Below are 25279 nucleotides of genomic sequence, written 5' to 3'. Positions count from 1 at the left end.
TCCCTCGTCGAGAAGAGCGTAGGCACGCGGCAACGCGGGGCGCTCGATCCTCTCTCTTCACCTCACGTCCGGATGCGCACCTGGACATCGTTGAACCCCTGCTGCCCTAACGGGCCGCGGGGGTTCTTCTCTTGCAGACCGAAGGGCCTCTTCGAGTGAGGCCGACGATACGATGCCGCTGCGAGCGGTGAACCGAAGGAGACCCCATGACCAGGAAGCCAGTCGTTCGAGAAGCGCTGCTCGACCTCGCCGACGTCGACTGCGACGTTCGGATCCTTCGATCGCTCGTCGGTGCACCAGATGACCTCTCGTGGACGACTGTGCCGAGCTGCATCTCGCGCGTGGAAGCCACAGCGACACTGACGAGCTACGACGACACGGGCGATGGCGAGCGATCTGTGATCGCCGGCGCCTCGGCGTACGTCGTCGCTCTCGACCGCACGGACGATCCGGTGGACGCACTCGATCACCTCGACCAGGAGATCTTCTCTGTCGTCGAGGAGATCTACCGTCCCAGCGACAGCCTCTTCGACATGCTCGAGCAGAAGGACGAGTTCCTGGGGTCTCTGGTGACTCAGCTGGTACTCGTCGACAACGTCACCGTCGAGGAGGCATACCGCGGCCAGAGGCTCGGGCCGCGCCTGCTCACCACGCTCATCGATGTCGTCGACGGAACTGGCCACTCGACACTGATTGTTCTACGTGCGCAGCCACTGCAGTGGAGTGAGCTGTCGGAGCTCAAGCTGCGCCGCGCGCGCAAGAAGGTCGCCGCATCCTACGAAGCCGTCGGCTTCGCTCACTTCCGCGACAACGTCTACTGGCGGCACAACGCCTTCATAGGAGCGGAGAGCATGGAATCCCCCGATGTGATCGCGCGCTGACTTCACCGCCCGCCACCTCACACCCTCGTTGCTCTCGGGCAGCGGGGGTGTTTCTTTCTCCGGCCGTGTCCTCCGTTCGGGGGACAGACGAATTGCCCGGTGCTTGCCTACTCTCGAGAAGGAAGTCATACGGAACCGAAGGGATATAGAACATGAAGAAGTCACTCAGAATCGTCGGAGCTGCGGCGGTCTCGTTGGCCCTCGTCCTCGGAGGCACCACCGCGGCATCCGCCGCGACGAGCGTCACCGCAGATGCGAAGCCGTACCGCACGCTCATGACCTACGGCAGCATGGCTGACTGCCTTCGGGACATGCCCTTCATGTACTTCTCGGGATGGGATCCCGTCACCGGCTGCGAAGCCAAGGGTGGGCAGTGGACCTCGCTCTGGCAGAAGAACAACACCTGGTGGTGACTCCTCGCTGCTGAGAGTCTCACGCTCACACCCTCGTCGCCCTCACGGGCGGCGGGGGTTCTTCATTCTCGGGATGCAAGCCCTGAGATACGATGCGGCTGTCGCCTACAGAAGAGAGTCACGACGATGAGCACGAAGAAAGCAGTCCGGCGCGAGAAGGTCGACCTCTCCGAGATCATGTGTGAGGTCGCTCTCAGTGCGCAGCCCTTCGGCGCTGGGGAGTACTCGACGTGGACGAGCTACGCCGCCATGACGACCCCTGTCACCCTGACAGCGTCGCGCGTCAGCTTCAGCGAGGCCACCCCAGGCGAACTTTCGGCCCGGCCGCTCGGTCGCATCAACGGATTCGTCATCGACTTCGATGCCGACGGCGGGAGCAACCAGGACCCCGCGACCGGCCTCAAGCACAACAATCCGACGGCGCATGCCATCGTGCAAGAGCTGTTCACCCCACCGACGATTGATGAGGCCATCAACCTGGACTCAGTCTTCGGGGAAGACATGACACGGCTCATCGTCATTGACGAGATCTTCATCGAGCCGGAATACCGCGGGCAGAAGCTCGGCCCCCGTCTCCTTGCTACGCTCGCCAACGCGGTGGCCGGTAGCAGCTTCACCTCGGTGGTCGCGCTGAGCACTGTGCCACGCGAGGGTGACCTCGACGGCGCCGACCCGCTGATGGCTCAGCTGAAGATCTCAGCTGCATTCGAGGCGGCCGGTTTCTCCCACTTCCGAGACGGCATCTTCTTTCACCACACCGCATACGAAGGCCCGGAGAAGCTGGACGTCTGATCAAGTCGTCCCGCCACATGCCCTCGTCACCCTCACCGGGTGGCGGGGGTTCTTCTTTTCCGCCGGCACGGTAGTGGGTTCGCGAGCTAATTCCGCCAGCCGGTACGGGCGACCATCTCGTTGTCGATTCCGAGGATCGCACCATTCACGATGATGTGGAGATGGCTGTGCATGATGTCGCGAGCGAATCGCGCCGCCCCCATCTGGGTGAGAGCCTTGGTCGCCGCGGGTCGAAGCTCTTCTGCGACGACGCCCTCGTTCAAGAAGGCGTTGATGTGGCCATCGTGCGAGATGAGAAGGAACCCGAGATGAACGTGATGCTCGGAGTGGTCGACCTCGAACACATCGAAGTACCGTGACTCCTCCGTGTCGAGTTCCTCGACTTCGTTGAGGTGGATCGTCACTCCCGCTGTGACCCACTCAGGGACTGGGACGCGAAAGTCCGGAGCGTAGAGCCGAGGCTGCCCGGGCTCAGGAAGAGGCTCCGTACCTGCCGCCAGCGCGTCGTTCTTCTCATGCGCGACCCTGTTGAGGTCAGCGGCGAACTCCCAGTAACGCGCGTGGACTTTGCGCAGCCAGTAATCCAGATCGGTATGACGGTCGACGCCCGGAACCGTGAGATCCCCTCCGGGCTGACCCACGACCTCGACTTCATACTCCTCGTTGTAGATGTGGACACGGCCCGTCTCCTCGTCGCCATCGATGGTGACGTGCGGACCGAAGACGTGGGTGAACGGCGACGATTCGGGCAACGGCTTCGGGGCGCGGTCAACGGCGAACGGTCGCCACCGGGACGACGTCGCGCGCTCGAGCTCAGGTCGGATGTAGAGCGTGCGATCCAGGATGCTGTCGATCTCGTCTTCGATGTTCATCGTGCGCCTTTCGAGCCGCTGCCGTCCAGAACATCATCGCGCAGGTGGCTCTCCCGATCCACTGCATCGCGGCTGTTGGGTCGCCCCGGCAGTAGTGACCGCCTCCTGGCCGCCTGGTGGTCATGGCGCGGTCGCTTTGCGCCCACAAAACGACTCGAGAGCGCAGTCCGACGCCAGTTTCGACGGTAATGGCCGCCCAGTGACCGTGATCTGGCCGCAGAGAGGTCACCGCGCGGTCACGGGCGCGTTTCGAGGACAGTCTCCCTCGGACGGAGCCTCGGTCCTGGTGATGGGGGCGTCAGGCGGTCACCTGACGGTCACGATGCGGTCACCATACGCCCGGTAGTGGGCGTGAAGTGACCGTGGCATGGCCGAGAAGTGACCGCCGAGCGGTCACGGTTTCCGATGCGATGCATCGGATTCTGAGGCGATGTAGGTGCGATAGGTGGGCGGGGCCGTGGAGCGATTAAGTCTCGCGAAGGGACTCGAGCTCTACCGTCCCAGGAGCCTTACCAGCTTCCTTCGTCGCCCGCTTCCGTGACTGCGTCACTCGGCGTTCTCCTCCTCGCTGGACGGCACCTACGCCGTTAGAGCGACCACCTGGCGGGTGGGCAAACCGAGTCCCAATACTGCACAGAGGATCCACGGCTGACGGGCCGCTCCCCGCCCCCGCCGATGAGATCTCCTCGAGGAGAGTGAGCCCTCGGCCGACGTCCGAGGGATGCTGCGAACGGGATCTTCGGCGGCGGAGCCTGATCCTGCACAGGCCGTCCCCGGGGCTTCCGCCCCGGAGGCATACAGCACCCGCGCGCTGCCGACTTCGTCCCCAGCTCAACCCCAGAACCCGATCCTGCGATGGCGTACTGATCCCTTAATTTCGAACTGCTCGACAAGGTGTGACAGGGGCCGATGAGGCCTTGTCGAGCAGTTCGAAATGACATGCTCCAACGGGTCCGAACCGATGCGGTTGGATACCGAAAGCCGTGTGAGGTGACAACGCCTCCGGGGCGGAATCTGAGACGGTTCTGCAGCGGATTCTGTGACTCGGCGCAACGGCGATGAAGCGCTGCGCGCGCCGGCTCAGAGACGGACGAAGCACCGGTCTTCCGACCGGCGATCGCATCTGATTCTGAGGCCACCTCAGCGTCGCAGAGGTGGCGCCCTGGTCACTCCATAGTCGTGACCGATCCTTCAACGGAAGTGACTACAGGTGTCGCTGCGCTCCGTGTCGACGGTGTTCCGATGACGGCTCCTACGTCGCCCCCATCGATGCTGTGACGGCCGTCACAAAGGAGGTCTCCGCTGCGCTTCGACCTGCGCTGCTGCGATGCAAGGGCGGCCACCTCCGGGCGGCCGCGGCGGGTTCACAACGGCTCGCTGCGCTCCCCTGACGTCGCTGCGCTCCACCATGGGCCCACGGTGCCACTTCGTTCTAAACCGTGGTCCCATGGGAACCCGCCTGACCAGGGAAAAAGTATGGCCGCGGTCCCACGACCCCCTGCGGGCCCTTCGGGTTCGGTCGTGGTCCCATGACTCATGGGCCCATACTTTTTCCCAGATGCAGCAGCAATTCCAAAGGCGTTTCCTCGCTGAAGCTCGTAAAGCGCCAAGAAAGAGAAAAAGAGCATAAGGGGAGGTGGCACCGCGCGTCGTTTCCTTCCTCGCTTCGCTCGTTGAAATCTCGCTTGGTGGTCGGCACAGCCGACACCTCTTCGGTCACCCGTTCGATCATCGCTTCGCTCCATCTCTCGGCCTCCCTCACCCTCTTCGCTGCGCTTCGAGGGCCCACACTGCGGAGCTGCGCTCCTTGCCCTCCAACGCCCCGTCGGGGGCCTTGTCGGGTGCTCCCGTCGATGCCGCGATTCCGCTTCGCTTCATCCCGGACATCACCGGTTGACCCCCGCCCTTCACGGGCGCGGTGCACGAGCGCGGCAAGCCGCGGGAGCATCCATCAGGAACCAGCGGCGCGGTGCATCGCGACCCTTCGGGATCGATGAAGCGAAGGCGTTGCGCGCCAGTGTCAGGAGGTCGGCGGGTGCCGACCCGGGGGTTGGTTCGATGTCCGTCACAGGCCTGGTGTCTGTGACGTATCGAAGACCGTGATGACCGATATGCCGAGGAGGATTTCCGACCATGGCGAAGAGCAAGGACAGGGGTCATCGCGAGACGAGAAAGCCCCCTCACGAGGTTCCCGAGATCCCGGATCTCGGACGGCTCTCGATGCCCCGAAAGACGAACCGTCGTGCTGCGTACCGCATCGCTGAGGGAGGTCTCCTCTGGGACCGCCGGCGAGTGGCTCGCGCTGCGGAGCGGAAGGCGCGACGACGATATCGCTTCGACCCGCCAGTGCATCTGGACAAGGGGCAGCGTCAACAGATGCTGACGACCATGGTGAACTGGGGATTCGATCGGACGGCACAGCACTTCGTGACGGATGACGTGTCGGCGGAGCGACTGCAAGAACTCATCCACGCCGTGATCGCCCTCGGACCGATCTCGATCCGTCTGAGTATCTCGCACCTCACGCGAGCCCAGTTCGTCGAGGTCTTCGAGCACCTGCATCCGGGGTCTGAGCTCACGCTCACGACCCTGGACCCCACACCTCATCCTTTGCGCCCAACGCACGCGGAATCGACGGAAATCGTTCCGTCGTATTTTCCCCGTAATTCAGCGCGCAGAATTTCCCCGCGATTGCGGCGCACACGGCACGCCTCTCCGCGTGCCCCGATCACTCCGAAGGACTGACCATGGAGACCCCGACGAAGGCTGCTCCCGTCTCGTGCGAGCCGTCAGACGCCCGCACTGTGGAGCTCACGACCGATCAGATATCGCTCGTCATCGGCGCGCTGTACGACAAGCTCGTCGAGACCGAAGGCTACCTGCGCGGATCGCGTACGCCGGCCACACCTCGCCCCGAGCACAAGTGCTGCCCTCACCATCTGGCTCAGTACGAGGCGCAGGTCGACATCTATCGGGCCATGAAGGCGCGACGGAAAGCGGTGAAGCGAACGATCCGTCTCTTCGAGCGGAGTGGCCACTGATGGCGCGCGCGTACACCGCGATTCGCAAGGACTACATCAACGCCCGTCAGGACACTCTCCTGCTCGAGGCGCGCGGGCGCATCAATCGCCGTGACGCCAAGGAGCTCGCCTGTCGCGAGTTCGACGAACTCATCCATCAAGAACGCGAAGCCGCCGTCGCCAAGGCGCTGGCTGGCCGCTGACACAGAAGGGCGATCTTCATGACCGCACCCGACGCACCGATCTTCCACGGCACTCCCGACCAGTGGTGGGAGCAGGCCGAGGTCATCACCTATGCCGAGGCAGCCGATCGCACTCTCGGCAGCTGGTACATCATGCAGGACACCAACCGAGGTGAACCGACGGGGGCTTTCCGCGTCGCCCAGCCGTCGCCGCACAGCAACCACACCCGCAAGGACGAGCTGAACAGACTCGCCCACCTCGGCCAGCGTGACCCTCAGGCGGTCGCCCCACACGTGCGTGCCCTCATTCGCGTTCCCGCGGCGCGTGACGACTGGATGGACGCTGACCTCGTCATCGCGGACGCTGCGGTGGGAAGCGACGAGCGCGTCGCATGGCGTCGCGCGAAGGGTCAGTGGCGCCAGGTGTTCGCCGGCGGCAAGTCGATCAGCGAACGCCGCATGGCCGAGCTGAACCCGATCATCGCCAACATCTCCGAACTCACCTCGAAGGAAGGATGACCATGGCCGTCCGCAGCATCATCATCCCCGCTGACCCGTCCGACGTTGTCGAGATCATCGACATCCTTCCCGGACGGTTCGACGCACGCGTCAACGAGATCGTCCTGGGCACCTACCTGTGCGTGGACCTGAACGAGAACGTCTCGCTCTGGCTCAACGACGAGGGCAAGCACCTCGAGCTCATGTTCAACCAGCGTGCCCAATCGCTCTGGACGCAGCGGCACGGCTCGAACACCGACGTGATCGTCGGACCCGCTGTTCTCACTGGACCTGCGGACTCGAACGGGGCCACTCTCGGTCTGTCGGATGATCAGCTCGCCGCAGTAGAAGCTCGACTCGGAGCCGTGCGCGTCGAGGTCGAGAACACCTACGAGGATGGCCACTCATCGAAGCGCCTGTTCCTCCTCCCGGCGCCCGTCGACATCGAAGACCCCGATGAGATCGAGGGGTGGCTGGAAGACGAGGTCTTCACATGCCTCGGCGACGGGCACGGCGTCGAAAACCCGAAGCTCGGGTCCCTCCACGAAGTGAAGGTTCTCACCGGGCCGGAAGCCCTCGTAGGGAAGACTTACGAGTTCTGAGAAGCGAGAGAGGTGGCGCACAGTGAGCGAGCAGATTCGTCCACGCAAGACTCCGTGCGCCACCTGCCCCTTCCGCCGCGGCAGCTCCCAAGCTGTCTGGGATCGTTCCGAGTACGAGAAGCTCGAGCGATACGACGGTGACATCGCCGACCAGACAGCTACCGGCGTCTTCCTCTGCCACCTCCAGGACGGATGCGCCTGCAGCGGCTGGCTCGGACACCGTGATCCAGCCGAGATGTTGGCTGTGCGGCTTGCGATTGTCAGCGGCCATCTCGCGCCGGAGTCGCTCGACTACTCCACTGACGTGCCACTGTTCTCCTCTGGCCGCGAGGCCGCCGAGCACGGCATGACGAACTACACAACACCCGGCCCTGAGGCCGTCGCATCCATCGAGAAGCTGCTCCGCCTGGGGAAGCTGCGAGAACGCGCTTCGGACTGACCCTTCCCTGCTCTCCCACGACCCCTTCGGCTGACAAGTCGAGGGGGTCTTCTGCTGGTCGCCCCCGGCATAGCCGCGACCCTGACGAACGGAACATCATGCTCGACGACATCATCAGCCAGAAGAACGTTCGCGACGCTCTCGAGATTCTGCGCCCAGGGCGCGACGACAACGAAGACGCCGTCGCCCGGGTTGCTTGGTCGATGATCGCCGATGCAAACGACGCACAGGTCGGTGCGCTGATCGCCGAGCGCGGCGCCGCAGAAGCTCTCCGGGCCGTGCTGCAGCCTGGCGTGCGCACTCCCGGCGCTCGTGACTCCCGTGAGCTGATCGAGAAGATCCCGCGTTGGCGTAGCAACGCCGTAACGGCAGAGGTCGCGGCCGCGATAGTGAAGTCCTCCCACCTGATCGGTGTCCGTCTCATCCTCCCCGGTGATGCAGGGTGGTCGACTGGAATGGATGCTCTCGGCAACCACCGACCGCTGCTGCTGTGGACGCTCGGTGCCGCAGAGCTCCTGAACGCACCTCGACGCATCGCGGTCATCGGCGCGAGGGCTGCGACATTGGACGGTGAGCGGCGCGCCCACCACTTCGTCACCGACCTCGCCGCAAGTGGTGTGGTGGTGAACCATTCCGGTCAGTACGGGATCGACGCCGCCGTTGCGCGAGCCGCCCTGGCCGTCGACGCACCGTCAGTCGCATTCCTCGCCGGCGGACTCGACCGTCTGACCCCGTACGGACACGAGGCGCTGTTCAGCCGACTGGCGGAGACAGGACTCATCGTCACCGAACAGTCGCCGGGCTCCACCGCTACCCGGTGGAAACTCCTCGCCCGGAACAGGCTGCTCGCAGCCAACTCGCACGCGATCGTCATCGTGGAGGCGGGCATGCGGTCGTCGAACCTGAACGTAGTTGGTCACGCCGCCCTCCTGGATATCCCCGTCGCTGCCGTAGAAGGTCCCGACGATGCCCCCGCATCGGCCGGCTGCAACTTCCTCGTGCGAGAGCAGGGTGCGATCAGCGTCGCCTCGCGCGCCGACGTGCGCGCACTGCTTGAACCAACACCCTGACCCGGACCGACCGGGTTCCTTCGGCCGCGCGCTGAGGGGACCCGGTGTCCTCGATCGAAGGAGATCACCCATGGCCCATGACGATCGCGACCAGCGCGGCGGGCACAGGCGGCGCAAGAGCGACTGGCTCAGTTGCGGTTGCTGCCCGAACCTCACCAAGAACTCCCGTGGCCGACGACGCCGCAACCGCGAGCTCGACCGGTTCGAGCGCCGAGCCAACGGAACCGACTGACCATCACGAACCACTCCCCTGCGCCGAACGTCGGCGCGAACATCCACCGCGTCATCGTCCGAAGGAGGACCAGATGTCCAGCCCCACCATCACCGCACCATCCCTGCTGAGCCTCAGCGTGAAGGGTACTGCCGAACGGCCAGCCCTCTCGTTCCGTCTCAGCCATGACGTGAAGTCCGGCGTCTACACCACCATCCACTTCACCGCTGAGCACCCCGATGTGCCGATCACCCCGACACGTCTCGCGAAGATGCGGATCGGAAGCGTCCGGCGCGATGCGCTTCGCAGCGCGCTCAGCGAGAAGAACGCCGAGCTCACCGGACGCGCCGCGGTCAAGAGCTACTTCCGCGGATCTGCGGGCCGGGCCGTGGGCGAGAAGATTCGCCTCGAGCCGAGTGACGAGCACCTCGAAACCGCCGGGGTCATCTACCGACTCGCTCGCCTCGTCGGGGACTTCCCGGTACAGGCTGTCGCACGCAGCTTCGGCCTGGAGCGAGACGACGCCCAGCGCTGGGTCGCCCTGACCAAGAAGAAGGGACACCTCGCGTGAGCACCCCCACCTTCATCGCGCCCCCGACTCTGAGCGACGTCGCGATCCGCGGCGCCGCGATGATCGCCGCTGCCGCGGAGGCCGAGGCGCCCCATCTGACGCGAGTGGCCATCGAATCTCCGTACTCGACCGGATCCTCGACGGGAGCGAAGTACAACCAGCTCTACGGTCGAGCCGCCCTTCGCGACTCGCTTCTGCGAGGCGAGGCCCCAATGGCCAGCCACCTGCTGTACACGCAGACCTTCGTTCTCGACGAAGCCGACGCGACCGAGCAGGCCCTCGGGGTCGCTGCGGGCCAGAGCTGGTTCCCGCTGGTGGAGTCCATCGTGGTCTACACCGATCGAGGCATCACCCCCGCGATGCAGCAGAGCATCGACAGGGCCAAGGCTCTCGGGATCCCCGTCGAAGAGCGATCGCTGCCTGAGTGGCAGCGAGGCTAAACGCCCGCACATCACCACGAACACGAAGGGAGGCCCGGCGATGGGCTCCAAGAACCGCAACCCCCATCGCTGGGCCAACCCCGAGTGGAACCGGACGCAGCACGCGATCGGCAGCTCGAACACCACCCAGCCTCACGTGCCCGCCCCCAAGAAGGGCACACGAACCGCTCACGACCGCCGAGCGATCAACGACCAGAGAGACTCCGCATGACCACGCACGCACCCGCCGAGAACCCGAACGTCTGGGTCGTGGAAGGCGATGACCACGAGGTTCGCCTCGTGGAAGCTCTCAGCGCGAACGAAGCCACGGAGATGGCCGCCTCCGAGTTCGCCGATCAGTACGGCGAGTACGACGAAGATCTCTGCCGCGTCGTCGGCGCATTCACGGGAGACAGCTTCGACACGAGCACCCTCGTGTTCATCGCTACAGCCGGCGCAGACGACGAGTCGGCGGCCCGTGAGGCGCTCGATCGCTGCTGATCCCACCCCCACCACACGAGGAGAACCATGGCGAAGACCACATTCGACCGGGCGCGAGACACGCTCGTCGCGAGCATCCGATCCGCAAGCACCCCGCTCGTCTTGGCGAGCGTGCTGAACGACACCTACGGGCTGAAGGTCGGCTCCCACACCTTCATGGACACCGTAGGCGTCGAGCCGCTGCTGGCCGTCGTGGAGCGGGTCTCAGACGGCCACCGCTACGTCAAGAGGCTCGACCCGTTCTCGCTGAGCGAGGCCGTCGGATCTTCGCTGATCCGCGAAGATCAGATCGACAGTCGCCTCTCACAGTTCACCGCGCAGGAACTGTTCTACATCGACTACAAGTGCAAGATGTCGCCCGCACTGTCCGAGGGGCGAGGCTGGCGATACCTACGGCTCGCCACTCGTGCTGACTTCGCTGACAGAACGATCGCCCACGCCCGTGGGTAACCTCCGCCGCATTCGCCGTGACGCCATCGGAATCTTCGTGAGAACCGACGGCTACGCCTTCCGTCCTGCCGAGGTGGCCGCGCGGCACTTCCCGGACCATGGTCCCGAGCAAATCATCGAACTGCTGAGATCGACACCGACGCTTCACCCGAGCGTGGAGGAGCACAAGGCGGCCGAGATCGCCCGGCTCGAGAACGAACGGGTAGCGCTCGACGCGGCGGCCAAGCGCCCCTCCTCCCACGCCGCAGGCGACATGGTGCCCGCCCGACACATCGGCGGAAGCACCCTCGCGCGCGTCGGGGCCGAACTGTGGGTCAAGTGCCCATCGGACCCTCAGAACCCATCAGACCCGTAGGCACCGCCACGCGGCCGCCTCACCGAACCTGGAGCATCGTCATGATCCGCACCCCGCACACAGTCCTCGTCCGCGACCTTGGCGAGATCGTCGCCGATCCCCAGCGCGGAATGATCAGCCTCGTCGGAGACCACGGGGGCCTGGCCCTCATCACCGGGGACGTCGAGGAGTCGCATGTCATCCGAGACACCATCGGGATCGAGACCGAGCACGGCACCGTCCATCTCGAGCCCGACCTGGAGATCACGATCAGTGAAGAGTCCGCCGTTGACTCCGAGCACGAGTACCTCATCGAATGGTCGATCAACGCCGAAGGTTTCACGCCCGAACAGGCTGCAGCAACCATCTGGGCCGACGTCTTCGGGCGTACCTCGACCACCGAGAGTGACGCATGTGTGTTCAGGGTCACCGACCTCGGGACCAAGGTCGTTCGCACCGTAGACCTGTCCGAGCACGACATACGCGCCCTCCGGGCCTGACACCACCCAGGAGCACCTCATGCCCCGCATCGAGCACCACATCCACGCAGGGGACCTCGCAGCCTTTCTTGAGAACCCCGCGCACGGAGCCCTCTCGCTCGTCGGGCGACGAGGGGGACGGTCTGCCATTCTTCGGGTCGACGTCTACGACCTGATCATCGTCATCGAAACCGAGCACGGCGATCTGAAGTACCCGCTCGACCAACCCGTGATCGTCAGCGAAACGCTGCCCGCCACGGAAGACCCGAGCCACCCATCTCTGCGCGACCGGCTCATCGGGGTGATCAGCAACGCAGAAGCCGGAGGCACCGCGCAGCTGGCCGACGCCATCGTGACGGAGCTGGTGTCCTCCAGCACCCTCCTCGTCTCCTTCGAAGTCATCACCGATCACGAGAACGGCGACTGGGAGTCAGGGATCCAGGGATGGGACTGGTCCACCCTCGGCAACCCCACGATCGTCGGACACGACATCGGAGAAGGCGAGATGGCCCGGCTCTACTTCGAGATCGAAGGCGCCGGCACCCTCAACGAGGGGGACGGCTATGCGCAGCTCGACAAGCTCATCGAGAATCTGGCGGAGCCGACGGCTACCGCCGTCCGGGAGAGAGAGGCTGAGCGCCGGCGCGGCGGTTTCGACCTCCTTCCAAGGAGCTAGGCAGACGGCAACATACGGGCCAGGCGAGCGGACGCCCAATCGACGTCGATGACTGGTTCATCGCCCTCTTGCGAGGTCAGCCGCTTCCTCAGCATCTTGGGGCTTCCCACAAAGACACCTTGAACGGTGAAGGCTCCTCCGAAGAGAGGCCAATCTGCGTCCACGAAGCAGAGCGCTGCGGAGACGGGCACTGAGTGCCCCAGCGCCGCGGTCACGAGTTGTGCTTGCCCGAGAACGCCGTCAACGAGACGGTCGCTCGCGCGGCCTGCGATCCGAAGGCGCTCGGTGCCCCCGAAGCCGAAAACACCCCCTTCGTGCGACAACCTCGGACGCTTGCCTACGTACTTCTTTGCGTCGACAACCCACACTCCGCGTGGCGAGACGAAGATGTGGTCGATGTTCGCGCGACTGCCCGGGATCTTTCGATCGTGCAAGGCCGTGCCCGTTTCTATGGAGTCGAGCATCGCCGCAACGGTTTCTTCTCCAGCGGCACCGACTGCCCACACCGTGGTCCTCGATCGGGGTGTGTCGTCGACCGTCACAGCAGCGACGAAGCGGCCAAGGAGTCCATCGCCCCAGCGCGCGTGTATGTCGGCTTTCTGCTGCAATACGCGGCGCTCATCCCGTTTCGTGCGTCGCTCATACTCTCGCCGAGCGGACTCACCGGCGACACCTCGGTCTGCGCTTCCCGTCATCCCATAAGCATGGCGTAGACCTCAGACACCTCCCCCTGACGAAAGGCGGATCGCGTGACCACCCAACCCCTCGCGGCGCGCATGCGTCCACAATCCCTCGACCAGATCGTCGGGCAAGATCATCTGACCTTCGAAGGATCGCCGCTGCAGCTGCTCACGACAGGTGACGGTGGCGCCTCCGTGCTGCTCTACGGGCCTCCCGGATGCGGCAAGACCACGATCGCCAGCGTCATCGCCAAGACCACGAACCGGAAGTTCGTCGAGCTGTCCGCCACCTCCGCCGGCGTCGCCGATGTTCGCAAGGTGCTCGCGGCTGCGGAGAAAGACCGGGCGGAAGGTGTATCTACACTTCTGTTCCTCGACGAGATCCATCGGTTCTCGAAGGCCCAGCAGGACGTGTTCCTCCCGGCTGTCGAAACCGGCCTCATCTCTCTCATCGGCGCGACGACGGAGAACCCGAGCTTCTCGGTGATTGCGGCGCTCGTATCGAGGTCGATCCTTCTCGTACTCCGACCTGTGGAGAAGGACGACATCGTCGTGCTGCTTCAGCGAGCACTGCGCGATGACCCCGAGCTCGCCGACAAGGTGACTGCCGAGGTTGAAGTCCTGGAGATCCTCGCTGACCTCTCCAGCGGAGATGTCCGCCAGGCGCTCAGTCGTCTCGAAACTGCAGCTGCGACCGCAGTCGCAAGCGGCGCCTCGAGCATCACCGTCGAGACCGTCGAACAGACCACGGGTGCCGCGATCCAGCGATACGACCGCCAAGGCGACCAGCACTACGACATCATCAGCGCGTTCATCAAGTCCATGCGCGGATCCGACCCTCAGGGTGCGATCCATTGGCTCGCGCGCATGATCGAGGCCGGCGAAGACCCGCGCTTCATTGCCCGGCGGCTGGTCGTGCATGCCAGCGAGGACGTCGGCATGGCCGATCCCACGGTTCTTCCGATCGCCGTAGCAGCGGCATCCGCCGTCCAGCTCATCGGGATGCCAGAGGCGCGCATCAACCTCGCCCAGGCGACGATCGCGATCGCCACGGCGCCGAAGTCTCCGGGAGTCATCGCCGCGATCGATTCCGCTCTCGCTGACGTCCGCAAGGGGCGGACCGGGTCCGTACCGATGCATCTGCGCGATGCGCACTACCCCGGCGCCAAGGCGCTCGGCCACGGCCAGGGATACCTCTTCCCACACGACTTCCCGCACGGGATCGTCGCCCAGCAGTACCTCCCCGACGAGATGCTCGGCACCGAGTACTACTCCCCCACCGACAACGGCTTCGAAGCCACGGTGGGACACCGAATGAGCGCCATCGCGCGCACGACCCACCAAGGAGCATGACCATGTCTGTACTCATCGAGATCCCGAACCCGTCCCTCACGGAGATCAAGATGGCGCGCAACCTCGTCGAGACCCACCTCGCCGAGACGAAGCGGGTCGCTGACCACATCCGAGTTCAGCAGGCCCGCGCCGAGCTCAACGCTGTCTTCCTGCAGCGATCCACCGCGGTGTTCATCCGAAACTGGGAGACCGACGAGTACTACCTCGGACAGCTGACTGCGGCGCAGCCGGGCGTCCAGGACCTCGACATCGCAGAGGACGGTACGCACGACCTCTCGGACGACCAGGTGCGCGCGATCGTGAACGCCCAGGAGGCAATCCAGGCGATCGGAGTCGACAACGACATCTGGGCCTTCCTCGACGCCCCCGAGGTGCAGAGCGATGGCTGGTACGAGTTCATCCTGCCCCTCACGGGCGAGGAGAGCGCATGACCGATCCAGCGCGGTTCGAGTCCGAGGCATCCGATGCTCCAGACTGGGATGCGGCCCCACACGATGAGGCCACCACGCCGAGAGAGGGAGCCGTAGTGACGGACGAACAGGAATCCACCAACGAGACGATCACCACGGAGCGAACGCTCGCGTTCTTCGCCGATCCGCGCGCGACGGACCTTCTCCTCGAGGAAACTGTCCAGAAGGTCATCGAGTCCCTCGAGATCCAGCGCGGACTCGTCGACCTGTCCAGCGTGGCGGGTATCACGGTCGCTCAGGCGTTCTACGATGCCGGCATCCCGTTCGATGCCCTCGACTACGGCCAGGATGGTGAGTTCGCCGAAGCTGCTCCCACCGTGCATGGCAGCTGGGCATCTCTCGCAGACGGCATCACGCTCAAGACGCTCACCGACAAGGCCGAGAGTCTCCGCACCCTCGCCTCGAGCGTGGTCGAGGTACCGATCGCAGAGATCGGGGCCATCGACGCCAACGTGATGCTCATCCCGGCGATGGTCGGCAGCGACGAGAAGCTCATCGACTTCAGCCCCGAGACGATCTCGGGTGTCGCGATCACCCAGCTGCAGGAGACGAACCGCGAGTTCACCGTCGTGCTCCCGCCCGAACGAGGTCTCCGCGGACTCGACGACGGATCCTACGAGCGCATCGTGATCCACGTCTCCGAGCACGGAGCATCCGTCTGACCTGACGCCACGCGCATCACGGCGCCGCATCCCACATCGGGGTGCGGCGCCGTTGTGCGTGCACCCACACCTCTACCTGTTTCCGCGAAGGAGCACCATGACAGACCCCGGAGAACCCGGAACCACCGCCGTGGCGGAACCCGACTTCGGAGGGTTCGAGGACAACTCGCTCTTCGCCATCCTGTGCAAGAACCGCGGCTGGACCACCGACTTCCTCCTCTCGATCAACGACCCCAGTCACGACGAGCTCAAGGACGTCGACCGAATGGCTGCGGAACTGCACCGCATCCGCCTCGCCGGCGAGCAGATCGTGGTGCTGCCCGACTACGACATGGACGGCATCACCTCCGGTGTGCTCGGTTGGGCCGGACTCAACGAGATGGGCTTCGACGCTCAGCTCTACGTCCCCGACTACCGCCGCGGTCACGACGTCACTGTCGAGGCTGTTCGCGAGCTGCGCGCCCAGTTCCCCGACGCCCGCGCCATCATCACCTGCGACGGTGGCATCAACAGCAACGAAGGCATCCAGGAGGCTCGTGACCTCGGGCTCATCACCCTCGTCACCGATCACCACATGGAGCTGCCGCCGGGCAGCGTGGCTGACATCGCCGTCGACCCCGTGCGCATCTCAGAGACGTACGCCCACGAGGGCATCTGCGGGGCGTTCGTGCTCCACCAGGTCCTCACGGCGTACGCCACCCACTACGCGCCGGACAAGCTCAGCAGCATCGCCAAGCTCAAGCTCTTCGCGGGAATCGGCACCGTCTCCGACGTCATGCCGCTCTTCTACGAGAACCGTAAGATGGTCCGCGACTCGCTGTCCCTGGCGCGCCTGCTCTACGTGCCCCTCCCGGAGGACGACGAGACCACGCCGTACGACGTGAACCAGAGCACGCTCCTCATGCTGCTGCGATCGCAGCAGCATCACCCGGCGTTCGTCTCGGTGTTCGAGGGCTTCGCTCTCATGATGCGCGCGTTCAAGGAACACCGGAAGCCGGTACTCGACGACAAGGGCGAACCCGTCCTCGATTACGCCGGAAACCCGACATTCAAGGCGGGGAAGCTCCAGAAGATCTCGGAGCTGGACGAGGAGTTCTACGCCTTCTACCTTGCCCCGGCGTTCAACGCGATTCGTCGCGTCGAAGGTTCGATGCACGACGCGTTCGGCGTCTTCACCGCCGCCTCGGCCTACGAGAAGTTCGAGCACGCCAAGGCAGTCATCGCGGTCAACGAGAAGCGCAAGGAGATGAGCGAGTACTACATCGACCGTCTCTGGGATGAGCCGCAGCCGCTCGAGGAGAAGGGCGTCTTCTTCACCGACGCTCCCACGGGCATGCTCGGCCTCATCGCGTCTGACGTGATGCGTGATACGGGTCGTCCGACCGTCGTCGTTCAGCGCACCATGGATCCGTCAGCGCCGTGCGGTGGCTCAGCACGATCGCCCGAGTGGTTCCCGATCATCTCCACGATGACCCCGCTGGGATTCACTGCGGTCGGGCACGAACACGCGTGCGGTGTGCGCGCGGCGAACCTCGAGGAACTGGTCACCTTCGCGGAAGTGATGAACGACACCGCGTCGTCCATCCACGCGCGGATGGTGCTCAGCGGGGAACTCAGCGAAGCCGACAAGGCCGACCTGGTGCTGGGACCCTCGCCCGACTGCGACGCGGGCCTCACCGACCTCGAAGATCTCATGGAGCTCGTCGTCGGGATCGAGACCCTCACTCCCTACGGCCACGGATTCCCGCGGCCGGAGATCGAGCTGGTCATCGATCTCACGCGATCTGCGATCGGGCTCCTCGGCAAGGACAAGAAGCACATCCGCATCATCCTGCCGATCGGGATGAAGCTGCTCTGGTGGAACTCCGCTGAGCACCTGGATGCGCTCGAATCGCTGGCGAAGAACCCCGAGCGCGGTGCGACCACGCTGCGGGTTCGTGCGAAGCTGTCCATCAACGTGTTCCGCGGTCACGAGTCCGTGCAGGCAGTCGTCGAGCGGCTGGTGGAGCCGCTGGAAACCGGAAGCACCGACGAGGAGTGATCGAGCGATGAAGGACCTCTTCGCCACCCTTCCCGCGCCCATGCGGCGCTGGGGGAAGACGCTCGCGATCCTGGGGGCGGCCCTGGCCACGTATGTGGGCACGGCCCTCCTGGGCACGCTGCTGACCGGCGACCCGATCGCCGGCGCGGCGTTATCGAGCCTCGTCGCTCTCGTGATGGCGCTCGCATACCGATGGGGTTCGACTGGTTCACTCCGGGCCGGTCGAGCGTCGCCACGAGCTAGGACCGGACAGTTCTGGCTCGCCGCCGCAGCGGGACTCGTGTCGTGCTGGCTGCTCGGCCAGACCGCCGCGGTCTGGTTGTACTCGGCCATCGGCTCGGAAGGGTTCGATGCGGTGAGCCAGACCCGCATGGACTCCCCTGTCTGGCTTGTGCTCCTCACGGGCATCCTCCTCGCACCGATCGGTGAGGAGGCGCTCATCCGCGGCATCGCATACCCGGTGCTGCGCCGTCATTGGCCTGTGATGGCTGCGGCGGTGCTCTCGGCCGTCGTGTTCGCGCTCCTTCACGGCAACCTCGTGCAGATCGCCCTCACGGTGCCGCTGGGCGTGCTTCTCGCCCTCGTCTATGAGCACAGCCAACGCCTTTGGCCGGTCATCGCGATGCACGTGCTCTTCAACGTCGCGTCGACCCTCACGCCTCCCGCGTTCGTCTCGGCGATCGCGAATCCGTTCATGATCGTCGGGTTCGCCGCGATGGTCGTTCTGAGCATGTACGCACTCGCCCGTGCCACGAGTGAGTCGGCGGCGGAGCAGGGCGATCAGGAGACCGCAGGTGCGGGTTCCCGCTGAGCGTGGGGCGCTGACGCGCCGATATTGGCCAGCAGGTGCTGGCCGACCCGCTCGGGTGCGCTGGTGCGCATTCGAGCGGGTGCATACGTGCAACACGGCGGCACCGAACGGCTGATGCCGTTCGGTGCTGTTCGCCGTGGAGGGTCTTGTGGTGACCGGGGTTGCCGGTCACCCGGGTGGGTGGGTGAGAAGAATGACCAGAGATTCTGGGTAGAGTCTTCTCACGGATCTTCCGCAAGATCAGCCTAAGGAGGTGAGTGCGATGAGGATCGGACGCACTTCCTACACGGCTGAAGGCGAGCTCATGATGCCTCGCGCCCTCGACGTGAAGCTGGCAACGAACGTCGCCAGCGACGTCACCCTCGACGTGGGCTACTACCACCTGGTTCGTCTCTCGGCGTCTAACGCCCGCGAGCTGGGCGCACTTCGGCAGCGTTTCATCAACACGCTCGCCACGGCCCCCACAGGCTCCGTCCTCAAGGTGCGAGACTACGAAGTCCGGATGGACTCGTTCCACACCGTCAACGTCGAGCTCATCTACGTCGTCGAGCCTCCGGTCTCCGAGCGCCGAACGATGACTCCTCAGGACTACCTGATGGACAGCCTGACTCAGTATCAGCGCTGACACCTAGATTCCCCGAGCCTCCCTGAGCGGAGGCTGCCCCTGGGTACCCCCGCGAGGGGCTCTCACCGAGCCCCTCGCACTCTCTCTTCCGCCACATGCCGGCGACCATCCGACCTCGCGAATCCTGGGAGGATGACCGCATGAACAACACCAAGCCCACGCGCCGACAGTTGACATTCCTCAGCCTCACGCTGGGGCTGATCCTCCTCGGCTACGTGATCGCCTTCGTGCTCACGCTCAACCGCATCGACGGCGCAGGGGTAATCGTCGCGACGCTTCCGAGTGTCGCGCTGACTGTGTTCACCCCCGCTCTCGGCGAGGCGACCCGGACGTTCAGATCATGGACGCTCGCCCTGCTGCTCCTCGTCGTCATCCTCGGACAGATCGTGATCGGCATCCAGATCGCCGGCGCATCCGAGAACCCGTGGCCATCGATCATCGTCGCGATCGTCGCCCTCATCATCACAGCCACCGTGTCCTTCTTCGACTGGACGCCCGCTGCTCCAACGAGGTTCTCTCCCGCCGACACGGTAGACGACCAGGACGAGCCGTCGCCTGCCGCAGTTCCTGCGGATGACGAGATTCATGAGGCTGCCGGAGAGCGGTAAGTTAGCTCCGTACGGGCACCCCCAGAACGCTCGTAAAGCAACCAGAACGCGCTTTTCGCAAGCGAGATCGGATTCACCATGTTCCTCGCCCGAAAGGCGCGCCTCGTCGCCGTCGGCGTCCTCGCCGCCCTCATCCTCACCGGGTGCACCTCGGCTCCTTCTGAGCCGGCCGCGCCCTCCAGCGAGCCCTCCGAGGCTGCGCAGACCCGTCCTGAGAATCGGTCGGTCACCGTCGTAGAGGTCACCGACCTCTCCACGCTCGTCGTCACGCCCTCCGAGGAGAGCGATGAGCTGTTCGGTGAAGAGTTCACCGTGCACCTCTCTGACATCGAAGGGCCCGCCGAAGGCGAGTGCGGCTTCGATGAGGCCGTCGCCCACGCCGAGGAGAACCTCTTCGGCGGTCCTCGCAAGATCATGTACGAGTCCGAGCCCGCTGGTGGCGAGTGGATCGATGCTGCCGGGGATCACTACGGATTCCTCGGAGGCGCCGGACTTCCCTACGCCCAGCGGATGATCGTCGACGGTATGGCGCTCACCACCGACGCCTGGAGCGGCTCGTACGAAGGCAACCAGTCCACTGCTCAGGCCAACAACACCGGCCTGTGGGCTCAGTGTCCTGACTTCGGCGCCTGACGTCGCCCTCTTCCCAATACCCAACGTTTCCGAGTCCCCATAGGAGATGACCATGTCTGACGAGATCAGCACACCGCCGGACGCACCGGCCGCGAAGCGCCGCTCGAAGAAGCGCGCCATCGCGATCATCGCTGCCGCAGCCGTCGTGCTCGCCGGCGGCATCACGGTCACCTCCGTGACGGTCGCTCAGGCTGAGGCCGAAGAGACGCTGCGCCAGTGCACCGTCGCCCTCGACGCAGGAGCCACTGCTGCCGAGGCGGCCGCGACGTCCGTCGAGAACGCCAACACCGCCCTCGAGGCTGTCGCCCAGACGGCGCTCCCCGACACCGACGGCTGGGTGAGCGGCAACTACGCCGACCGCGCCGGAGCAGAGGCAATCGACGCGGTCGAAGCCGTCGAAGCGAGTGAAGGGGTCGAGGCTGTCGAAGCCGTCGACGCCGTCCCCGCTCGCCCCAGCGGTGCCGAGCAGATCGCGAACGTCACCGATGGCAGCGTCTCCCTCGCGAACGTCATCATCCCTGACGAGTGCGAGGACCGCACCGAGGCCGCGGCGATCACCAAGCTCGCCAAGTCGACGACCGCTGACGCGGCCGACCTCGACGGGAGCACGCAGGTGCTGACCGACGACTTCGCCGTCTTCCAGGCGGAGGAGACCGCACGCATCGCTGCCGAGATCGAGGCCGCACGCATCGCCGCAGAGCAGGAAGCCGCACGTCTCGCCGCCGAAGAGGCTGAGCGCCAGCGTGCCGCTGAAGAGGCCGCGCGCCAGCAGAACGCCCAGCAGAACTGGAACAACAACGGTGGTTCCAGCAACAACGGCGGCGGCTCCAACAACAACGGCAACAGCGGCGGGAGCCGACCCCCGGCCAACAACGGCGGGACGAAGCCCGGCGGCGGAGGCCCTCCCGGTGGCGGTCAGGTCGGAGGCGGCCCTGGCGGCTGTGTCGTGGACAACGGCATGGGTGGCACACGCCCCTGCTAAGACCGGGGATGGCTGGACCATCCCGCATCTCGTCTACCAACGGTAGAAGGAGAATCCGAGGCCGTCGCTCAGCGGCGCCCTCAGCCCGAGCTCAGCGCCCAGCGCCAGAACGGTTCAAGAACCCCCGGGGAGCATCCGCTCCTCGGGGGTTTTCTCTCCCCATGCAGGCGCGTACCGTTTCGCCGGTACGCAGTGCTAGCAGCACCTGTCGCCGAAAACCCCAGGTGGCGAGGCTCTTTTGATGCCCTCTTGCCGAGCACGCCAGAGGCGCGTACCGGATTGCGTACCGCTTTCGTTGATGCTCTTTTGTGAGCTGACCTGGCAGAAACCCGCAAAGTACCGAATGTACCGCGCCGCTGAACGAACTATATGCGTGTGCGCGTGCATGCGCGCATGTGTGTACTTTCTACGAATTCACGGTACATCGGTTACATCCCCCCTTCTTTCTCTCTTACTTCATTGAAATATCAAGGGAAAGCCGCCCCCAGCGCGTACCGTTTCGCCCCTTTCGTGCTTCTTGAAAACGGTACCCACCGTCATGCCATGCGTGCCCCTTTGTGCTCCTGAGCTGGGGATTCCTGTGTGCAGGTCGGTACCGATTTCGCTATTCAGAAAAGGTACTTCGCCACTTCGCGGGCGCATTCTGCACCCGCGGTACATCACGAAAGGGCACCTCCGTGCGCCACGCTCAAGACCATCTCCTGCTGGCCATCGGCGAGCTCCAGTGCATCCAAGACGGCTCCCCCGCCACGCTCTCTGAGCTCAGCGCCTTGGCGATAGCCCAACGCGAGATCGACGATCTCCTCAGGGCGTGCGTGCAGGAACTTCGCACTGACCCCAAGCAGCCGCGCTCCTGGAGCGAGATCACAGGCGCCGTTCAGTCCGACTCGACCAACGCGGTGAAGAAACGCTTCAGTGTGTCCACGGCCATCGAACTCGAGCAGGTCGCTGCGTTCTGGACAGATCACTCCGAGCAGTTCGCATGGGACTTCCTCCCGAACGGCTTTCTCTACGCCCTCTACCGAGCGTGGCCTCAGGCCACCGGTCGTGGGCTGAGCAAAGAGACCTTCATGCGTCGACTCATCGCCGTCGCGGTCGACAGCGGTCGCTGGGAGCACATTCGTAGCCGCCCCGGATCTCGCATGCAAGCCTCCGAGCCGCTCGTGCGAACCGCGAAGACCTGGTCGCACAACGGAGCGGACTCGCGTGCGCTCTGGGGCCTCCGGAGGGTAGCCCCGGCAGCCGTAACAACCCCACCTACCTCAGCTGATATCCCGAATCGAGAGACCCATGACTGACACGACACCGCGTGAGACTCGCACCATCATCACGACCGCGCAGGTCCGAGCGCAGGACCTGCGTGACGACGACTTCATCCTTATCGACAACCAGTGGCGCGCCGCGTTCGACGTGCACTTCGCCAGCGACTCCGTGATCAAGATGGTCGCGGCCGGGGACGCTGACCAAACCGCCATGCGTGCTGAGATGGCCGGTGTGCGCCTGGACGCGTACCAGGATGGCGCCGACGGCCGGCACATCCAGAGTCACATCAGCCGTCCCGGCGTCCGCCCGGCGCTGTTCCTGTCGTCGCGTACCACGGTCGCCGTCAGAACCTCCTCCGGCGAGTCCGGCATGCAGCCGATGCCCACCACCTCGGCCGTCGCAGCACTCCTCGAGACCAACGAGTACATCGCTGTGCGATGGGTGCGCGACGAAGCGTCGGACGGCAACCAGACGGAGGACGCCTGGGCTGTCTTCCGACGCTGGGACCTCGTCACCATTCAGTTCGAGGAGGAGGTGGCAGCATGATCGCCCTGCTCAAGCGCGAAGCTCTGCCCGTTGTGATCAGGAGCGAACGCGTCCCCACCGAGTACGACATCGAGACGATCAGTCGCGCCGGCATCACGATCGTCACGCTGATCGACGACCGGTCGCGACGGTTTTCCGGGCTGACGCTCGCGAGTGCCTTCCGCCGCGCTGAGGGCGCACAGGATCCCCTCGATCCGATCCATCACGACCCGTACCCGGCTCCGCGAGAGGTGTCGCTGTGGTGGGCGCAGACAAGGCTCAGCCCGATCGGTCGGCTGCTGAACTGGATCGCTCGGCGTCGTTAGCCCGCCTGGAGGCGTTCGAGAAACCCCTTGAACGCCTCCTCCGCGACATCCTTCGACTCGTGCACTCCGAGCATCACCCTGTGGAGGGGCATACCCTCGAGCTTCACCTCGGCCTGAGCCTCGAACCCGCTGCCCATGTTCCGGATCACCGGCATCACGCTCACGACGTGATCGGCGTTGATCCACATCGACGGTGATTTACCTGTCGGGTCGGGCAGCTCCAGCAGTTGCATGCCCCTCACCGTATAGACCATCCCGGCATATGGCTATGCAGCCGCGAGGTGACCGCGGCCCGATCATGACGCCATAGTCGCCATAGACCTCATTCAGACAGGAACCCCATGCTCCGCAAGACGTTCACTCTCACTGCGATCGCAACCGCGACCATGCTCACGCTCTCTGGATGCGCCGCGAGCCCGCAACCGACACTCGAGTACCTCAAGGGCACCTGGGAGTGCGCCGGTACAGACCGTGAGGGTGTCTTCATGCTCCGGGCCTTCACTGCAACGGTTACGGACGAAGCTCTCTCCTTCGAGTCCGACGACCCCAACACGGCTGCACTCCTCGACAACCTCGGATCTGGCGAACCGCTCACGCTGGGTGAGGACGATGACCTGACGAGATTCGGTGACTACGCCGTGCGACTCCCCGAGTCGACCCCAGAAGACGAAACCGTCTCCATGGCCTACGGCCTGGTAGGGCAGCGCATGAACCCTGAGGTCGACATTGTCGCGATCGTGGGCGACCCCGGCGTCCGGGTGAAGCTCACCAACACGAAGACTGGCGCGCTCTACTCAGACACGGGCGCCTGCATCAAGCGGTAGCCTGCTGACCGGCCAGTGACGATACGACGAGGAGTCTGCGATGTCCGACAACCGCTGGCACCAGGCGTACCTCACCCTCCTGGACACGCTCAGAATGTCGCAGCGGGAACGCGAGAAGAGAAGCGAGTTCGTTACGGATGCTGACGGCGGGCAGGAGCTCGGCTGGGTCATCTTCGAACGCGAGCGCATGCTCGAAGCTGTCAACGCCCTTCGGAGCCAAGCGAACACCGCCCCTGTCGACCTGGACGCAGTGCTTCGCGCCGAATCAAGCGCCTGCGGCCACTCCGACTACACGTCGAAGTTCGCGATCCGATGCGCTGACCTCGTCGTCGCATAGCGCCGCAGTGCGCGGGGCGTAAGGTCGCTCGTATGAGCACCCGCGAGATCCACGCCTTCCGCGGTGATGCCGCCGCCTGGTACAGCGCGGTGCTCGACGAAGTGACAGCGGCGCTCCCGTCATCCATCGATCGTGCACGTCAGATCCTCGAGCCGATCGCCGGCGAAGTGTGGATGGGCAGTCTCACCCTTCACGGCGTGGCCACGGCCGGCAGCGATGCCCGCACCTCTCGCCGCGTCTCCGATCGCACGCGTGCCGAGGTGTTCCTCCGCGACGGCTTCCTCTGCACGTACTGCGGGGGCCGCACGATCCCCCGGTGCATCCTCGTCGCGATCAGCGACGTGTTCCCCGACGAGTTCCCGTACTACGCGCACTACCGCCGCGGCACTGTGCATCCGGCGTATTGGGCGCTCGCGCCCGAAGCCGACCACGTACTCGCGCATGCCGGTGGCGGATCGAGCGACCCGTCGAATCTCACAACCCTGCACGCGATGTGCAACACGCGGAAGTCCAGCCTCGCAGTCGACTCTCTGCCGTTGGTCTCCACGACGCCCGCGCGCGATCAAGGATGGGATGGGCTCCTCTCCCGATACCCCGACATCATCGCGGCCGGCGAGACGACAGGCCGCCGGCACTCCGCTCCGGACTACCACTCGAGCTGGCTTCACCGCTTCGGCCAGGGTCTCGCCTGAAGCGACACTTCTTGCCTGTCGCATTCGTTCGCAGTAC

The 25279-nt window shown here is 65.0% G+C and carries 37 protein-coding genes; 34 read left to right on the top strand and 3 right to left on the bottom strand.

Annotated elements, in window-relative coordinates; all coding sequences use genetic code 11:
- The first annotated feature begins 206 nt into the window (after nucleotides 1-206).
- From RQG77_RS14540 to RQG77_RS14530, 3 genes are all read left to right on the top strand, one after another.
- Nucleotides 207-881 carry a hypothetical protein gene (locus RQG77_RS14540; protein ID WP_311245350.1) on the top strand — a complete coding sequence of 225 codons (675 nt, stop codon included), beginning with the start codon at nucleotides 207-209 and terminating at the stop codon, nucleotides 879-881.
- Nucleotides 882-1033: 152 nt separating this feature from the next.
- Nucleotides 1034-1294 (top strand): hypothetical protein, encoded by a 261-nt coding sequence (locus RQG77_RS14535; RefSeq protein ID WP_311245349.1) that lies wholly within the window; start codon nucleotides 1034-1036, stop codon nucleotides 1292-1294.
- 126 nt (nucleotides 1295-1420) lie between these two features.
- The gene (locus tag RQG77_RS14530) at nucleotides 1421-2086 is read left to right on the top strand and encodes a GNAT family N-acetyltransferase (protein WP_311245348.1); all 666 of its coding nucleotides are present in this window, start codon (nucleotides 1421-1423) and stop codon (nucleotides 2084-2086) included.
- Between the two features lie 86 nt (nucleotides 2087-2172).
- On the opposite strand, the gene RQG77_RS14525 is transcribed toward RQG77_RS14530, so the two are convergent.
- Nucleotides 2173-2958, bottom strand: a complete 786-nt coding sequence (locus RQG77_RS14525) for a hypothetical protein (RefSeq protein WP_311245347.1) — start codon at nucleotides 2956-2958, stop codon at nucleotides 2173-2175.
- Between the two features lie 2376 nt (nucleotides 2959-5334).
- On the opposite strand from RQG77_RS14525, the gene RQG77_RS14520 reads away from it, so the two are divergent.
- From RQG77_RS14520 to RQG77_RS14445, 16 genes are all read left to right on the top strand, one after another.
- Nucleotides 5335-5703 carry a hypothetical protein gene (locus tag RQG77_RS14520; RefSeq protein WP_311245346.1) on the top strand — a complete coding sequence of 123 codons (369 nt, stop codon included), beginning with the start codon at nucleotides 5335-5337 and terminating at the stop codon, nucleotides 5701-5703.
- Between the two features lie 2 nt (nucleotides 5704-5705).
- Nucleotides 5706-5999 (top strand): hypothetical protein, encoded by a 294-nt coding sequence (locus tag RQG77_RS14515; protein WP_311245345.1) that lies wholly within the window; start codon nucleotides 5706-5708, stop codon nucleotides 5997-5999.
- On the top strand, nucleotides 5999-6181 hold the full coding sequence (locus RQG77_RS14510; RefSeq protein ID WP_311245344.1) for a hypothetical protein: 183 nt from the start codon (nucleotides 5999-6001) through the stop codon (nucleotides 6179-6181). The genes RQG77_RS14515 and RQG77_RS14510 overlap by 1 nt, the downstream gene beginning before the upstream one ends.
- 18 nt (nucleotides 6182-6199) lie before the next feature.
- Nucleotides 6200-6679 (top strand): hypothetical protein, encoded by a 480-nt coding sequence (locus tag RQG77_RS14505; RefSeq protein ID WP_311245343.1) that lies wholly within the window; start codon nucleotides 6200-6202, stop codon nucleotides 6677-6679.
- 2 nt (nucleotides 6680-6681) lie between these two features.
- On the top strand, nucleotides 6682-7260 hold the full coding sequence (locus RQG77_RS14500) for a DUF3846 domain-containing protein (RefSeq protein WP_311245342.1): 579 nt from the start codon (nucleotides 6682-6684) through the stop codon (nucleotides 7258-7260).
- A 22-nt stretch (nucleotides 7261-7282) separates the two neighbouring features.
- Nucleotides 7283-7699, top strand: a complete 417-nt coding sequence (locus RQG77_RS14495; RefSeq protein ID WP_311245341.1) for a DUF6283 family protein — start codon at nucleotides 7283-7285, stop codon at nucleotides 7697-7699.
- Between the two features lie 98 nt (nucleotides 7700-7797).
- Nucleotides 7798-8769 carry a DNA-processing protein DprA gene (locus RQG77_RS14490; protein WP_311245340.1) on the top strand — a complete coding sequence of 324 codons (972 nt, stop codon included), beginning with the start codon at nucleotides 7798-7800 and terminating at the stop codon, nucleotides 8767-8769.
- Nucleotides 8770-8839: 70 nt separating this feature from the next.
- The gene (locus RQG77_RS14485) at nucleotides 8840-9001 is read left to right on the top strand and encodes a hypothetical protein (RefSeq protein ID WP_311245339.1); all 162 of its coding nucleotides are present in this window, start codon (nucleotides 8840-8842) and stop codon (nucleotides 8999-9001) included.
- A gap of 73 nt (nucleotides 9002-9074) precedes the next feature.
- Nucleotides 9075-9551: a hypothetical protein gene (locus RQG77_RS14480; protein ID WP_311245338.1), complete on the top strand. Its 477-nt coding sequence runs from the start codon at nucleotides 9075-9077 to the stop codon at nucleotides 9549-9551.
- Nucleotides 9548-9991: a hypothetical protein gene (locus RQG77_RS14475; RefSeq protein WP_311245337.1), complete on the top strand. Its 444-nt coding sequence runs from the start codon at nucleotides 9548-9550 to the stop codon at nucleotides 9989-9991. Before RQG77_RS14480 ends, RQG77_RS14475 begins: the two co-directional genes overlap by 4 nt.
- A gap of 40 nt (nucleotides 9992-10031) precedes the next feature.
- On the top strand, nucleotides 10032-10202 hold the full coding sequence (locus RQG77_RS14470; protein WP_311245336.1) for a hypothetical protein: 171 nt from the start codon (nucleotides 10032-10034) through the stop codon (nucleotides 10200-10202).
- Entirely contained in the window at nucleotides 10199-10471 is a 273-nt protein-coding gene (locus RQG77_RS14465) for a hypothetical protein (RefSeq protein WP_311245335.1), read from the top strand. Before RQG77_RS14470 ends, RQG77_RS14465 begins: the two co-directional genes overlap by 4 nt.
- Before the next feature lie 27 nt (nucleotides 10472-10498).
- Nucleotides 10499-10921 carry a hypothetical protein gene (locus RQG77_RS14460; RefSeq protein ID WP_311245334.1) on the top strand — a complete coding sequence of 141 codons (423 nt, stop codon included), beginning with the start codon at nucleotides 10499-10501 and terminating at the stop codon, nucleotides 10919-10921.
- Between the two features lie 37 nt (nucleotides 10922-10958).
- A complete protein-coding gene (locus tag RQG77_RS14455) occupies nucleotides 10959-11276 on the top strand; it encodes a hypothetical protein (protein ID WP_311245333.1) in 318 nt (105 codons plus the stop codon).
- Between the two features lie 41 nt (nucleotides 11277-11317).
- Nucleotides 11318-11755 (top strand): hypothetical protein, encoded by a 438-nt coding sequence (locus RQG77_RS14450; RefSeq protein WP_311245332.1) that lies wholly within the window; start codon nucleotides 11318-11320, stop codon nucleotides 11753-11755.
- 19 nt (nucleotides 11756-11774) lie between these two features.
- Nucleotides 11775-12410, top strand: a complete 636-nt coding sequence (locus RQG77_RS14445) for a hypothetical protein (RefSeq protein ID WP_311245331.1) — start codon at nucleotides 11775-11777, stop codon at nucleotides 12408-12410.
- Here the strand turns inward: RQG77_RS14445 and RQG77_RS19385 are convergent.
- Entirely contained in the window at nucleotides 12407-12874 is a 468-nt protein-coding gene (locus tag RQG77_RS19385) for a nuclease-related domain-containing protein (RefSeq protein WP_396653419.1), read from the bottom strand. The genes RQG77_RS14445 and RQG77_RS19385 overlap by 4 nt on opposite strands.
- A gap of 285 nt (nucleotides 12875-13159) precedes the next feature.
- On the opposite strand from RQG77_RS19385, the gene RQG77_RS14435 reads away from it, so the two are divergent.
- The 12 genes from RQG77_RS14435 (at nucleotide 13160) to RQG77_RS14385 (ending at nucleotide 23389) form a co-directional block, all read left to right on the top strand.
- On the top strand, nucleotides 13160-14443 hold the full coding sequence (locus RQG77_RS14435; protein WP_311245329.1) for a replication-associated recombination protein A: 1284 nt from the start codon (nucleotides 13160-13162) through the stop codon (nucleotides 14441-14443).
- A 2-nt stretch (nucleotides 14444-14445) separates the two neighbouring features.
- The gene (locus RQG77_RS14430) at nucleotides 14446-14874 is read left to right on the top strand and encodes a hypothetical protein (protein ID WP_311245328.1); all 429 of its coding nucleotides are present in this window, start codon (nucleotides 14446-14448) and stop codon (nucleotides 14872-14874) included.
- Complete coding sequence (locus RQG77_RS14425) at nucleotides 14871-15575, top strand: hypothetical protein (RefSeq protein WP_311245327.1); 705 nt, start codon at nucleotides 14871-14873, stop codon at nucleotides 15573-15575. The genes RQG77_RS14430 and RQG77_RS14425 overlap by 4 nt, the downstream gene beginning before the upstream one ends.
- Before the next feature lie 97 nt (nucleotides 15576-15672).
- Nucleotides 15673-17616, top strand: coding sequence for a DHH family phosphoesterase (locus RQG77_RS14420; RefSeq protein ID WP_311245326.1), 1944 nt, complete (start codon nucleotides 15673-15675; stop codon nucleotides 17614-17616).
- A gap of 7 nt (nucleotides 17617-17623) precedes the next feature.
- The gene (locus tag RQG77_RS14415; RefSeq protein WP_311245325.1) at nucleotides 17624-18427 is read left to right on the top strand and encodes a type II CAAX endopeptidase family protein; all 804 of its coding nucleotides are present in this window, start codon (nucleotides 17624-17626) and stop codon (nucleotides 18425-18427) included.
- Nucleotides 18428-18689: 262 nt separating this feature from the next.
- Entirely contained in the window at nucleotides 18690-19052 is a 363-nt protein-coding gene (locus RQG77_RS14410) for a hypothetical protein (protein WP_311245324.1), read from the top strand.
- A gap of 140 nt (nucleotides 19053-19192) precedes the next feature.
- Nucleotides 19193-19660 (top strand): hypothetical protein, encoded by a 468-nt coding sequence (locus RQG77_RS14405; RefSeq protein WP_311245323.1) that lies wholly within the window; start codon nucleotides 19193-19195, stop codon nucleotides 19658-19660.
- A 78-nt stretch (nucleotides 19661-19738) separates the two neighbouring features.
- Entirely contained in the window at nucleotides 19739-20293 is a 555-nt protein-coding gene (locus RQG77_RS14400) for a hypothetical protein (protein ID WP_311245322.1), read from the top strand.
- A gap of 52 nt (nucleotides 20294-20345) precedes the next feature.
- Complete coding sequence (locus RQG77_RS14395; protein WP_311245321.1) at nucleotides 20346-21275, top strand: hypothetical protein; 930 nt, start codon at nucleotides 20346-20348, stop codon at nucleotides 21273-21275.
- Nucleotides 21276-21832: 557 nt separating this feature from the next.
- Nucleotides 21833-22573 (top strand): primase-like DNA-binding domain-containing protein, encoded by a 741-nt coding sequence (locus RQG77_RS19380; protein ID WP_396653417.1) that lies wholly within the window; start codon nucleotides 21833-21835, stop codon nucleotides 22571-22573.
- Nucleotides 22566-23084 (top strand): hypothetical protein, encoded by a 519-nt coding sequence (locus tag RQG77_RS14390; RefSeq protein ID WP_311245320.1) that lies wholly within the window; start codon nucleotides 22566-22568, stop codon nucleotides 23082-23084. Before RQG77_RS19380 ends, RQG77_RS14390 begins: the two co-directional genes overlap by 8 nt.
- On the top strand, nucleotides 23081-23389 hold the full coding sequence (locus RQG77_RS14385; protein ID WP_311245319.1) for a hypothetical protein: 309 nt from the start codon (nucleotides 23081-23083) through the stop codon (nucleotides 23387-23389). The genes RQG77_RS14390 and RQG77_RS14385 overlap by 4 nt, the downstream gene beginning before the upstream one ends.
- Here RQG77_RS14385 and RQG77_RS14380 read toward each other — a convergent pair.
- Nucleotides 23386-23622: a hypothetical protein gene (locus RQG77_RS14380; RefSeq protein ID WP_311245318.1), complete on the bottom strand. Its 237-nt coding sequence runs from the start codon at nucleotides 23620-23622 to the stop codon at nucleotides 23386-23388. The two genes, RQG77_RS14385 and RQG77_RS14380, sit on opposite strands and share 4 nt — an antisense overlap.
- Before the next feature lie 108 nt (nucleotides 23623-23730).
- On the opposite strand from RQG77_RS14380, the gene RQG77_RS14375 reads away from it, so the two are divergent.
- Genes RQG77_RS14375 through RQG77_RS14365 form a run of 3 tightly spaced genes read left to right on the top strand, consistent with a single transcriptional unit; the run spans nucleotide 23731 to nucleotide 25242 of the window.
- A complete protein-coding gene (locus RQG77_RS14375) occupies nucleotides 23731-24213 on the top strand; it encodes a hypothetical protein (protein WP_311245317.1) in 483 nt (160 codons plus the stop codon).
- 40 nt (nucleotides 24214-24253) lie between these two features.
- On the top strand, nucleotides 24254-24550 hold the full coding sequence (locus RQG77_RS14370) for a hypothetical protein (RefSeq protein WP_311245316.1): 297 nt from the start codon (nucleotides 24254-24256) through the stop codon (nucleotides 24548-24550).
- Nucleotides 24551-24582: 32 nt separating this feature from the next.
- Nucleotides 24583-25242, top strand: a complete 660-nt coding sequence (locus tag RQG77_RS14365) for an HNH endonuclease signature motif containing protein (RefSeq protein ID WP_311245315.1) — start codon at nucleotides 24583-24585, stop codon at nucleotides 25240-25242.
- The last annotated feature ends 37 nt before the right edge of the window (nucleotides 25243-25279 follow it).

It is taken from the genome of Microbacterium sp. WCS2018Hpa-23, assembly GCF_031843845.1.
In the GTDB taxonomy this organism is placed as follows: domain Bacteria; phylum Actinomycetota; class Actinomycetes; order Actinomycetales; family Microbacteriaceae; genus Microbacterium.
This window is presented reverse-complemented; position numbering and strand designations above follow the sequence as displayed.